Source organism: Mesorhizobium sp. M1078 (genome assembly GCF_040318615.1).
Taxonomy (GTDB): Bacteria; Pseudomonadota; Alphaproteobacteria; order Rhizobiales; family Rhizobiaceae; genus Mesorhizobium.
Genome location: NZ_JAMYMP010000064.1, coordinates 1 through 12,230 on the forward strand (window position 1 = coordinate 1; position 12,230 = coordinate 12,230).

Annotated in this window: 10 protein-coding genes; 4 read left to right on the top strand and 6 right to left on the bottom strand. The window is 58.6% G+C overall.

The window, feature by feature from the left end; all coding sequences use genetic code 11:
- The coding region (locus NKH38_RS32425; RefSeq protein ID WP_352904838.1) for a hypothetical protein at positions 1-761 on the top strand (761 nt) is incomplete at its 5' end.
- 147 nt (positions 762-908) lie between these two features.
- Here the strand turns inward: NKH38_RS32425 and NKH38_RS32430 are convergent.
- From NKH38_RS32430 to NKH38_RS32455, 6 genes are all read right to left on the bottom strand, one after another.
- Complete coding sequence (locus tag NKH38_RS32430) at positions 909-2,540, bottom strand: ABC transporter ATP-binding protein (RefSeq protein WP_352765566.1); 1,632 nt, start codon at positions 2,538-2,540, stop codon at positions 909-911.
- A complete protein-coding gene (locus tag NKH38_RS32435) occupies positions 2,530-3,306 on the bottom strand; it encodes an ABC transporter permease (protein WP_502905815.1) in 777 nt (258 codons plus the stop codon). Before NKH38_RS32435 ends, NKH38_RS32430 begins: the two co-directional genes overlap by 11 nt.
- Positions 3,307-3,410: 104 nt before the next feature.
- Positions 3,411-4,457: an ABC transporter permease gene (locus tag NKH38_RS32440; protein WP_023673826.1), complete on the bottom strand. Its 1,047-nt coding sequence runs from the start codon at positions 4,455-4,457 to the stop codon at positions 3,411-3,413.
- Between the two features lie 87 nt (positions 4,458-4,544).
- Complete coding sequence (locus NKH38_RS32445) at positions 4,545-6,251, bottom strand: ABC transporter substrate-binding protein (protein ID WP_352765569.1); 1,707 nt, start codon at positions 6,249-6,251, stop codon at positions 4,545-4,547.
- A 22-nt stretch (positions 6,252-6,273) separates the two neighbouring features.
- Entirely contained in the window at positions 6,274-6,627 is a 354-nt protein-coding gene (locus tag NKH38_RS32450) for a Rieske (2Fe-2S) protein (RefSeq protein ID WP_352765571.1), read from the bottom strand.
- Positions 6,628-6,638: 11 nt separating this feature from the next.
- Complete coding sequence (locus NKH38_RS32455) at positions 6,639-7,721, bottom strand: amidohydrolase family protein (RefSeq protein WP_352765573.1); 1,083 nt, start codon at positions 7,719-7,721, stop codon at positions 6,639-6,641.
- A 129-nt stretch (positions 7,722-7,850) separates the two neighbouring features.
- On the opposite strand from NKH38_RS32455, the gene NKH38_RS32460 reads away from it, so the two are divergent.
- From NKH38_RS32460 to NKH38_RS32470, 3 genes are all read left to right on the top strand, one after another.
- Entirely contained in the window at positions 7,851-8,708 is an 858-nt protein-coding gene (locus tag NKH38_RS32460; protein ID WP_352765574.1) for a LysR family transcriptional regulator, read from the top strand.
- A gap of 90 nt (positions 8,709-8,798) precedes the next feature.
- Positions 8,799-9,875 (top strand): FAD-binding oxidoreductase, encoded by a 1,077-nt coding sequence (locus NKH38_RS32465; RefSeq protein WP_352765575.1) that lies wholly within the window; start codon positions 8,799-8,801, stop codon positions 9,873-9,875.
- A 1,111-nt stretch (positions 9,876-10,986) separates the two neighbouring features.
- The gene (locus tag NKH38_RS32470) at positions 10,987-11,718 is read left to right on the top strand and encodes a hypothetical protein (RefSeq protein WP_352904842.1); all 732 of its coding nucleotides are present in this window, start codon (positions 10,987-10,989) and stop codon (positions 11,716-11,718) included.
- The last annotated feature ends 512 nt before the right edge of the window (positions 11,719-12,230 follow it).

Below are 12,230 nucleotides of genomic sequence, written 5' to 3' on the forward strand. Positions count from 1 at the left end.
GAGGCAAGATGACGCCTGGACAATTGCTGGATGAGTTCACCGGGCTGTTCTCGGGAGGGGAGAGCGCGGCCATGCTCAGCAATCTCAGAACGCAGGTCCGAGACAATCCTTTGCCGGTCACCATGGTGGGCGCAGGTCTGGCCTGGCTGATGTTCGGCAGCGGTACCTCAAACACCACCCAACGTTCGGATGACTACCGATTGCCTTCAGCGCCGGGACAACATGATGCAGTAGGGGAGCGCGGCGGCTTGGGCGGCACGCTCTCCGATGCCGCGGAATCGCTCTCCTCGAGCGCTGCCAGCGCCGGCGACACCATATCGAGCACCGCAAGAGCCGCTGCGGCGAGTCTGACGGGAAGCGCTGCCAATGCAAGCTCGACGACTGGGGACATGGCGGCGACAGCCAGTCGCTCCGCGCAAGATCTCTTGGAGGGCCAACCCTTGGCCGTAGCGGCCGTCGGTCTCGCCATCGGCGCCGCTATAGGTGCAATGCTGCCCCATACGGCAACGGAGGATGAGCGAATAGGCGCCTATGGCGACAAGCTTCGCGGTTCCGCCGAAACTTTGCTCAATAGGGGCCTCGATGAGGCCAAGCAGGTCGCCGCCGAAGCCTATGAGACCATCAAGCAGGAAGCTGGCCGGCAAGATATGGAAGCAGACACGATAGCCGATCAGCTCGGCGAGATCGTGAAGTCCACAGCAGACAAGACCGAGCATGCCGTGCGCGAACGAATTTCCGATACGTCTCAGCGCCAAACCTAGCTTGATGATCCTGGATCAACGATAGCCGGTTCCAGAAGGCGTGCATAATGGTCGCGCTGATCGCTGCGCGTGGAGCTCGATCATGCCCTTCAAAGCACGTGGAAGATGGGCGGACGGGGACTTAATTCCTGACCACCTTGCAACCTGTCAGATTTTCCGACTGGCCAGCAATCTTGTCAGCCAGTCAGGATCCATTTCGGGAACAGAGGACAAAAGCCGTTCGGTGTAAGCGGCATGCGGAGGTGTGAGAACCACGCTCTTCAATCCCTGCTCGACGACTTTGCCGCCGTGCATGACGACAATCTCGTCTGCTATCGCGCGCACCGTGGCAATGTCATGGGTAATGAAGATGTAGCTCATCCCGAGTTCACTCTGTAGGCGCATCAGAAGCTTGAGGATCTCCTCCTGCACAATTTGGTCGAGCGCGGATGTGATCTCGTCGCAGATGATAAGCTCCGGTTCGGCAGCCAATGCCCGCGCAATGCAGACGCGTTGTTTTTGGCCACCTGATAGCTCGCCAGGTAGACGTTCCAGAAAATCCTCGCTCATCTCGACCATGTGCATAAGTTCGCTTATCCGGCGATCTCTCTGCGCGCCTTTGAGGCCGAGGTAGAATTCGAGTGGCCGATCTAGGACTTCTTCGACCGTTTGGCGCGGATTAAGGGCGTTGTCGGGCATTTGATAAATCATCTGGACGCGACGCAGGACCTCCTTGGGCCGCGCCTTCAGGCTCTTGGAAAGGAGCTGGCCTGCGAAAGAAATCGAACCCGAACTTGGCGGCAAGAGTCCGGTAACGACTCGAGCGAGCGTCGATTTCCCAGAACCGGATTCGCCGACCACAGCGACTGTTCTTCCTCGCGGAACCTTGATGGACACATCCTGGAGCACCTTGACCCCTCCGGCATAAGCCGCGGTGACGTTGTCTATCGTCAAGAGATAGTCATCGGCTGGAACTTCGGGCTTGGCGAGCTTGCGGACTGCCCAGAGCGTCCTCGTATATTCCTGGCTGGGCGAGGCCAGCATCTGACGTGTGTCAGCCACCTCCACGGTAACTCCGTGTCGCAGAACCATGATGCGATCCGCCATTTGCGCCACCACCGCCAGGTCATGCGTTACGTAGATTGCAGCAGTACTGAATTCCTCAACGATGTTGCGAATGGAGGCAAGGACTTCAACCTGCGTGGTCACATCGAGCGCCGTTGTTGGCTCGTCGAATATTATGAGGTCCGGTCGACAAGCCATTGCCATCGCTGTCATGGCCCGTTGCAACTGCCCGCCTGAGACCTGATGAGGATAGCGAAAGCCTATGCTCTCGGGTTCTGGGAGCTGAAGACGCCGATAAAGATCCACGGCGCTCCGGTTCGCCTCTTCCCGGCTGACGATTCCATGCGCCACCGCGGTTTCGATGGTTTGTTCCAAAAGTCGATGTGCCGGATTGAAGGAGGCCGCCGCGCTTTGCGCGACGTAGGCAATGCGGGAGCCCCGGAGACGACGGCGCCCCTTTTCATTGACTGCCAGGAGATCAATCCCGTCGAACAGGACCGAGCCCTGTGTGATCCGGCAGCCCGGTTTGGCATAGCCCATTGCGGCAAGGCCAATGGTGGACTTGCCGGCGCCTGACTCGCCGATTAGGCCAAGAACCTCCCCCCGCTTCAGCGTAAGATCGATCCCGCGGATGATGGGATGCCACTGTTCGTCCGAGGATCCCTCCACATGCAGATTGCGGATTTGCAGTAGATCCTTTCCTTTTTCGCGTGAGCCTGGATCGCTACTTTTCATCCCGCAACCCGCTTGTTGCGTGCAGGTACCAGTCCACAACGAAATTTACGGATACGGTAAGAAGAGCTATCGCGCCGGCCGGAAGCAGCGGCGTGACATCGCCGTAAGTGATCAGGGTTGCGTTCTCGCGCACCATTGATCCCCAATCGGCCGTCGGCGGCTGAATACCGACTCCGAGGAACGACAGCGCCGCGACTGTCAGGAACACGAAGCAGAATCGCAAGCCGAACTCGGCGACCAGTGGAGGCATGACATTGGGAAGGATTTCCTTGGCGATGATCCATCTCGGTCCCTCGCCGCGCAATCGCGCCACCTCGACATATTCCATCACGGCCACGTTAAGCCCAACGGCGCGAGAAAGCCGAAAGACACGGGTGGAATCGAGAAGCGCAATGATAACAATCAGGCTGGTGATCGACGAGCCGAAGATCGACAGAAGCACCAGCGCGAAGATCAGACTCGGGATCGACATCAGCACGTCCACCGCACGCGACAAGATCTGGTCGAGCCACCCCCTATACAATGCGGCAAGGAGGCCGAGCGACACGCCTACCGCGAAGGAGAGCAATGTAGTCGCGACCGCGATAGCGATGGTGTTGCGCGCACCGTAGATCAAGCGGGTGAGCATGTCGCGGCCGAGCTGGTCGGTTCCCAATTTGAATTCCTGATTCCACGGCGCGAAGGCTTCGCTGAAGACCTGCGTCTCGCCATATGGGGCTATCCAGTGCGCGAAGACCGCAACAAGGACGTAGCCAACGATCACCACGATGCCGAACCATGCACTAAGCGGTGCCTTCTTCAGCGCTGTTGTCGCCCGGCTGGCACGCGAGCGCCTCAGCCTCTGAACCGCCGCGATAGATTGGGATCTGGTCATCGTGGGTGCAAGAGCCTGGGGTTGGTGGCGATGGAAATAATGTCGGCCAGCAGGTTGAGAAGGATGTAGGTCGCGGCGAAAATCAGGGCACAGGCCTGGACAACCGGAACATCCCTGGATTTTACCGCATCAACCATCAGTTGGCCGATCCCGGGATAGACGAAAACGACCTCGACCACGACCACTCCGACGATGAGATATGCCATATTGAACGCCACGACAGTGACGATGGGAGCCCAGGCATTGGGCAGGGCATGCCTCAGCACGATCACCATCGGGGACATTCCCTTGAGGCGCGCCATATCGATGTAGGGGCTTGCGAGCATGTTGATGATGGCCGCTCGGGTCATGCGCATCATGTGGGCCACGATCACGAGTGTAAGGGTGATTGCCGGCAGCGCCACTTTCCAGAGGTGCTCCCAAAATGGGGTCTGATCGTTCACATTCGACAATGTCGGAAATTTGGGAACCGCATTGAGTGCCCAGGTCAGTGAGATACTGAGCCAATGGGGCAGGGATTGAGCGAAATCGGATGCAATGAACGTGTCGCGCGAGATCACCAGGTAGGCGAGCATATAGGCGACGAAAAACTCCGGGAACGAAATAGTTGTCAGTGTCACGGCATTCACCAGCCGGTCGAACCAGCCGTTGCGGTACAGCGCGGCGAGAATGCCAAGCCCGAGCGCCAGCGGAACCGCTATCAGCGCGGTCACCGCTGCAAGAAACATCGTATTGTAGAGGCGTGGCGCGATGATCTCGGCCACGGTACGCCGATATCCGGTGCGGCTCGCGAACGAAGAGCCGAAGTCGCCGTGAAGCATTTGCGCGACCCAGACGAAATAGCGCTCGACAGGCGGACGATCGATGCCGATTTCCCGCTGAAAGGCGGCGACCGTTTCGGGCGTCGCCGACTGCCCGAGCGTGGCCTTGGCGAAGTCGCCCGGAAGCATCGCGATGGCAGAGAAGATGATGATGGACACGATGAACAAAGTGACCAGGCCGAGGCCAAGGCGCTGCAGAACCGTTCTTGCGACGGGGTTCATGTGAGTGCCGTTTCCCTTTGGGCGGCAGTCCTGCACTCGGAGCATGCCGACCGGAGCCTCACAACCATCGTGGCCCCGGCCGCCTTTTCATGCCGTGGCGATCCACCAGCGTTCGGCCATTTTCAGTCCATCGTTCTCCCAGTTGGGCGCCACTTCGCCATGTGCGAGCTTTTTGGATTGGGCGCTGACGAAATTGTTGAAGACCAGCACGATGCTGCCGCCATCGTCGTGGGTTAGTTGCTGCATCTCGGCATACATCGCCGCTCGCTTGGCCTCGTCCGTCTCGGCCCGCGCCTTAACAAGCAATTCGTTGAAATGGGGATTTTTCCAGAACGACTCATTCCAGATGGAGTCCGCGGCGAAGGCTTGCGTGAACATCCAGTCGGCCGTCGCTCGACCGCTCCAATAGGATGCGCACCAGGGTTTCTTGAGCCAGATATTGTCCCAATAAGCGTCCTCGGCCTCCCGCACAACATTGACGTCGATGCCGCATTGGGCTGCCGTCTCGCGAATGAGCGAAGCCGCATCCACCGCGCCTGCAAAAGCGGCATCAGCGACCGAGAGATCCACCTTCAGGTTCTCCATTCCGGCCTTTTTCAGGTAGTGCTTGGCTTTTTCCGGATCGAAGTTGTGTTGCGGTTGCGGATCCTTGGCGAATTTGATCGCTGGCGCGATCGGGTTGTCGTTAGCCACGGTGGCGTGGCCGAGAAAGATCTTGTCGACGATTTCTTGGCGATTGATCGCCCATTTCAATGCCATTCGCACGTCTGGATTATCAAACGGCGCCATCGCGGCATTCATCGGCAAGGTATAATGTCCGTAGCCGGTGACCTCGACGATTTCCACCTTCGGATTGCGTTTCAACATGCCGAGGGTCTTGAGGTCGGCGCGGCCGATATAGTCCACCTCGCCCGTCGACAAGGCCGCCATGCGAGCGGCAAGATCTGTGATGGCGATGAATTCCACCTCGTCGAGATAGGGCTTGCCGTTTTTGAAGTAGTTTGGATTGCGCTTGAGTTTCGCCGAAACGCCGGGCTGGAAATTCTCAAGGAGGAAAGCGCCGGTGCGAACCCCTGAAGCCCAGTCCGCCTTGCCGTCCTTGGCTGGCATGATGACCAGATGGTAGTCACTCATGATGTAAGGGAAATCGGCGTTGCCGCTCTTGAGCGTGAAGACCACCGTTTCCGGGCCGTCCGCCTTGATCCCGGCGACGGACTCCAACAGCGACTTCGCCGCCGATTTTGTGTCCTTGCCCATGTGATATTGCAATGACGTCACGACGTCATCCGCCGTCACAGTCTTGCCGTTGTGGAAGGTTGCGCCTTTGCGCAGCTTGAAGGCCCAGGTCTTGGCCCCATCCGAAGATTCGAAGCTCTCGGCGAGGTCCGGTTGGACATTGCCTTTGGCGTCGACCTCAGTGAGGCTGTTGGATAGCGAGCCCGAAAACGCGGTTTGTGTGAACGTATCGGGGTAGCCGGCTGGATCGATTGAATCCGTCGTCGCGCCATGAGCCATGCCGAGCTTGGCGAAGCCGCCGTGCATCGGTTCGGCACGCGCCCTGGCGACGAAGAGCGTGTCGGCGGCGGCGACCGTCAGGCCTGCGGCTATCCCAAGATGAATGAAGTCGCGGCGGGAAACTTTGCCGCCACCGACCAGGCTTTGCGCGATACCAAGCTTGTATTCAGATTCTGACATTTGACTCTCCCATTGCGGAGTTCTCCGCGTTATTTTTTTCAAGCACCTGCGAACAAATCTGCTAGTTGGCTTCGGCCATCTTTCTTCGAATTTTTCCAATCCCAATCGGCTTTTGGGCCAATCAGGCCGTCACATAGATGCTGCCGGCTTCGACGGTGACTGGAAATGTGCGAGCGCGAATGGACGGATCGACCAAGGCTTCACCTGACTTGATGTCGAATTCCCAGCCATGCCAGGCGCATCGAACGATCTCGTTTTCGCGATGATAGATGAATTGCGCTTGTTCAACGGGCGCGGTTGTCCCGCATTGCGGTCCCTCGCAAAGTGGAGCGCCGCGGTGCGGACAGACATTCAGCAGCGCGTGGAATGAATCTCCGATGCGGAAAATCCCGACCGAAAGGCTGCGGATCTTGGCGATAAACGGAGATCCTGTTTCGATCTCCTCGACGCGGCAGATATATGTCTTCTCGGGCATCGTATGCTTCCTCAGGCAGCATTCGCAGCTTGCGCGCGGGGGATGCGTTTGTAGACTTCCAACGCATTCAGTCCCATGATCTTGCTCTTCCAGGCAGGAGGGATTTGCAGCGTGTTGGCATCGTCGTAATCCCAGTGCGGATAGTCCGACGCAAACATCAGCGTGTTTTCCCCGTCCATCGCTTCGAGCGTGGACCAGAGATGTTGGATGTTTGCAGGTTGGTCCAGCGGCTGCGTGGAAAAGCGGATGTTGCGCCGGCAATATTCCGATGGCAGCATCTTCAGCCATGGCGTCTCTTTACGCAGCGCTTTGTAGTCGGCATCCAGGCGCCACAGGACCGACGGAACCCAGGCGACACCGCACTCGATGATCACGAAGTAGAGGTCCGGCCACTTCTCGAAGACGCCATGGGCGATCATGCTTGCCACGTGCGACATCGCGGACATGTGCAAAATGGCATGCGTTTCCCAGAAGAATGTCGTGGGCGCAGGCGCAATGGCAGTTGAATTCACGCCGCCATGCCCGCCCAGATGTATGGCGAACGGCAACCCTACTTCAGCGCAAGCTTCGTAGATCGGATGGTAGAACGGGTCTCCATACGGCTTGACGGACCCTTGGGAAGCGAGAACCTGGACCATACGCGGATGACTGCCCAGACGGCGTATCTCGGCGGCAGCGAGCTTCGGATCCTGTGGTGCGATGATGATCGAACCCATGAAACGATCGTCTTTCGGCAGCCATTGGTTGATCTGATAGTCATTGTAGGCGCTGACCAGGGCGCTGGCATAGTAAGGATTGGCGAGGGTCGACGCCTCGATCGGCTCATCGCCGGTGAGGATCGCCACGTCGACTTTGTACTTGTCGAGGTGCTTCTCTTTCATGATGAGATAATTGTCGGCTTCCGTCTTCGGACGGACGTCCTTGCGGGAGAAGTCCTGCGGATGAAACCAGGGGCGATGGCCATGCGGAAATGCGCCGACTGGACCTGTTTTCTCGCCCTCGGTGAACATGTCTTTCCACAAGCCGGAAAGGTATGGCGTCAACACGGTGGCGCTTGACCAGTAATTGTGACAGTCGCAATCAACTATGAACACTTTGTTCCGCTCCGTGGCCCGTCCCGGCGGTGCGCCGGCCGATGATCTGGTGCAGCTTCCCCCTTGAGAATTGTTTGATCAAGCTTATGGTAGGCAGGAACATGATCGAATTTTTCGATCGGGATTTCCATGCAGCTTGATCACATCGAAACCTTTCTCGACATCATCGAATCGAGAAATTTCAATCGCACCGCAGATCGGTTGGGCTTAACCCAATCGACAATCAGCACCCGCATCAAGAACCTGGAGAGCGCAATCGGATCTGAACTGTTCCAACGCGGACGCGCCGGGGCAGAGCCGACTGCCGCAGGGCGCCGGTTCGAAGCCTACGCAAGATCTCTGGTATCCACTTGGTCGCAGGCTCGCCACGATGTCCGGGCCTTCAACCGTTTCGAAGGCACCTTGCGCGTTGCCGCCCAAGTGGGCATGACCCGCTCAGTCCTGCCCGGGTGGGTCGAAACCCTGTGCCAAGCACTTCCGAAGTCCTCAATCCATGTCGAGTCGGATTATTCGAACCAGATGGTCAGCGACCTCAGCATGGGAAACCTGGATATCGCGGTGCTTTATGCCCCCCGCTACTTGCCTGAGATCGCATACGAGCACCTGATGGTCGAGGAATATGTAATGGTTTCGACTGCCGCCAGAAACCTGTCGGACGTCGATCCCGACACCTACATCCGCCCAGCCTACACCGTCGTGCTGGAGAAAACGCACGCAGAGATGCTGGCTCAATTGGCGATCTGCCGACTTTCGACCGGATCGGAAACTCTGGCGGAGATCATGCTCCGGCGAACGGGCGGCACTTGCTACATGCGCAGCGATGATGCGCGCAGGTTTACCGGTGAGATTCCATCGTTCCTGGTCGAAGGAGCGCCGACCTTGCACCAGCCAGTCCATACGGCGATACTGGCACGCCGCAAACACGAACCGATCATTCGCAAAGGCATCCGTGCTCTCCATCTCGCTGTTATGTCGCTGGAAGTTTAATCGATATTCCCGATCATAACGCTGGAATAATATTGCTGTTCAGCGGGGTAAGAACTGGCATGTTCGCTCGACCTAACGCCGAGCCGCACGATGAATGCATACGCTTCCATCCAAGCCTCAGATGTGGTGCCCACCATGCGTCAGCGGCGATGGGCAAAAAAGACGCGAGATATAGTGCTCTGCCGTCGCGTGATAGACGAGACGCACGATGTGAAAACATTTGTTCTCACATCTGCCGCTGGTCGGATGTTCTGCTTCAGCGCGGGCCAGTATGTTCTCGTGCACCTCAGGATCAACGGCGCCACAATAACGCGCGCCTACTCGGTATCGTCACCGCCGACGCGACCGCTTGATCTTCAGATCACCGTGAAGCGAACGCAGGGCGGGCTCACTTCTAACTGGATCCATGACCATTTGACGCCGGGCAGCGAGATCGAGATCGAAGGGCCGCTCGGTTCGTTCAATCTGGATAAATTGCCGTCGGAGAAACCTGTTTTCCTTTCGGGCGGGAGCGGCGTGACTCCGACCATGTCAATGCTGCGTGCGCTTACAGACCGCGCAGACGACAGGGAGATCCGCTTCATTCACAGCGCGAAAACCCCAGGCGACATCATCTTCCGAGCGGAACTGGAAGCACTTGCCGCTCGCTTTCCCAATGTTCAAGTGACTTTGGTTTGCGGCCAGGGAGGTCCCGTTTGGACGGGTTCAACCGGCCGAATTGATGGTCGGATGCTGCTGAGCCTGGTTCCCGATCTTCACAAGCGCACTGTTTTTGCCTGTGGGCCCGAAGGATACATGAAGGCGGCACGCGCCTGCCTTGATGCAATAGGCTTCCCGCCGGCGCAGTATCACGAGGAGAGTTTCGGAGGCAGCAATGGTTCTCGGTCGGAATTGGGCTTGGCGATTTCGTCTTCGGTCCGTTTTGTCCGCTCGGGTGTGGAGCATCGCTGCGCGCCCGGAGAGACCCTGCTGGACGCGGCGCGGAACTGTGGCATCTACATCCCAACCGCCTGCCAGCAGGGCGTTTGCGGAACGTGCCGAATAGCCAAACTATCCGGCGAGGTTACCATGGACGATTTAGGCGGACTGAATGCTAAAGAGAAATCTGCCGGCTATGTCCTGGCATGTTGCAGCCGCCCGCGAGGGACGGTTTTGCTCGATGCTTAGCTCGGCGTTGTTGACTGTTGGAAGATTCCGTCGGCGCACGCATCGGCGTCAGGGTCTAACCCAACGGCTCGACGCTCGAAGCTGTCAGTCCGTTATCGGCCCCCAAATGAGACGTTGGAAGCATTGAGGGCAGGGGACAGTTCGTGGCGCAAACGAGATAGCAGCTCCGAGTAGTCATCGCTGTTCGCAAAACGGTCGATTTCTGGACATCGCAATGTCGGGTATGGACTAACGCGCTATCTCGGCTCGAGGACCCATTCAGGTACGCGCCTGACATTAGCTGTTGAGCATAGATCCGTGCGTCCCGGAAAGCAGACGCGGCACGATCCGGGTTAGGCGAGTAAGATACGCTCGATGACGGCGGCGCGCGCGGGAACGTCGCAACCAAGGATGAAGCTGTTGCTGGAGTCGAGCGGGCATTCACGCGGCCATTTCCGGAGCAGATCGGCGCTAGGACGGCCCAGCAGCCTTTGTCGCGGGGGGACACTTTGCGGCGGGCGGGCCGCTGGGCTCGACCGGTGAGACTCAGCGCCGTCCGGCAAACAATATGCGCACGACTGCCAATGCCAACGAATCATACAAACGGAGGAAGGAAGCGATCTAACCAGCTATCGCCATTTCCGATGCGAACGCCTAAGCCTTTTATGCGACCTAAGCGCAGCTTGCAGGCCGCAGCATGGTCCCAATTTGGGACGAATAGTTTGGCACCCATATTGCACCCACATCTTTCGCCGGCTGATCCCCGGTCCTGATCGCGTACTCTGATCAGGTGTAAGGCTCGCCGGGCTCGAGGTAGTTGGGGTCTTCGCCCGGCGAGTTGTCTACCAATGCGCAGTCACAGCCACACCGTGACGCCATACTCAAGCATTCCGCGGTTGTGCATCGCCCGACCAAGGTCCGATCGGTATGGGACTTCAGTCGCGCAAAGGGCCGATACGGTCTCCGACTCCGGATTTTTTTGCTAGATTTCAGAGGGTTACAAAGCGCTTCGCAGTCGTCAGTCGCTCATTGCAACAAGCATTTATCTAAAGTTCATTCAGTCGAATTAGGAAACTCTTATAAGCCGCTCTATAACGAATCGGCGAGGTGGCTATTCGCCTGAGGAGGTACCATGACATCCCGAAAAACGCTGTTGGCAGCGCTTGCCGCGCTTGCGCTAGTGACCGCTCCTGCTTTCGCTGGCGCGGGTGGAAACGGTGGTGGTCACGGCAATGGTGGTGGTCACGGCAATGGCGGTGGTCACGGCAATGGCGGTGGTCACGGCAATAGCGGCAAGTCCGGCAACAGCGGCGGGAAGTCCGGCAACAGCGCTTCGCACGGCAAGTCGGCATCGGCTCACGCCGGAAAGAAGGCCTCGGGCGAAGACCAGGTCGCCGTCGACGACATTGAGGTCGCCGCGACGCCTAAGGACAAGAACATTCACGCCAAGCTTGGCCGGCTGAACTCGCTGCAGCGCAACATCAACGCTTATATGAACTCCAAGAGCAAGAAATTCGCCGGCATTCAGGCTTATGTGACAGCGTCGGCGGCCGCGAAGAGCGCCCAAGCCGCGGTGGATGCCGCCCAAGCCGAAGTCGACGCTTTGAACGCCAAATTGAACGACCCGAATACTCCGGCCGACCAAGTCCCGACCCAGGAGCAGATCGATGCAGCGCAGGCAGCGCTCGATACGGCCAATATAGCGGCGGCCGACGCTGCTGCCGCCGTCCCATCGCTGGATGACGCGCTCGCCGATATGGCCAACAAGCCGGTCGACGCCAAGGTCACCGAATGGGCCAACGGCGTGCTTGCCGAGAAGATCGACGAGATGGCTGCCAAGCAGACTCCCGCGGCAACGCCGTAAGGCGGTCACAGCCGAGCGATCCTAGCCGAACGTCCAAGCCGCCGGGTCACACCCCCGGCGGCAGGGCGACGACGAGCTTGCCACCTTATTCTCCTCTTTGAGGGCGACCCTAAACAAGCGGAGTCGCTACCGACGCGTAGGAACAAAAGTGCCGAAATACCGTGTTGAGGATATCGCAGCCGATGCCGTGACGGCCACCCACACCGTCAACGCGAAAACTCCGATCAGGGCGGCGCGCGAAGCGGCGGAACGCGACGTCATTCTACGCCCGGCCACATCTTCGAATACAGCTCAGCCTGTAGGGCGGTCCATACCCGGCTGGCCGCGGCTCACGCTGGTTTCTTGAAACGCACCATGCCGCCGACCTCGATGAGCTCGACTAGGTTGTGTGCGTCAAGTTCTGCAAAAAGGGGCGGCCATGATGCTGGTCATGCGGCTTGGCGCAGAGCGAGCTTCTTGTGCTCGCGCAGGTCGTCCATGTTGATGTATCGGTTGGCCTCCATCCAGTTTTC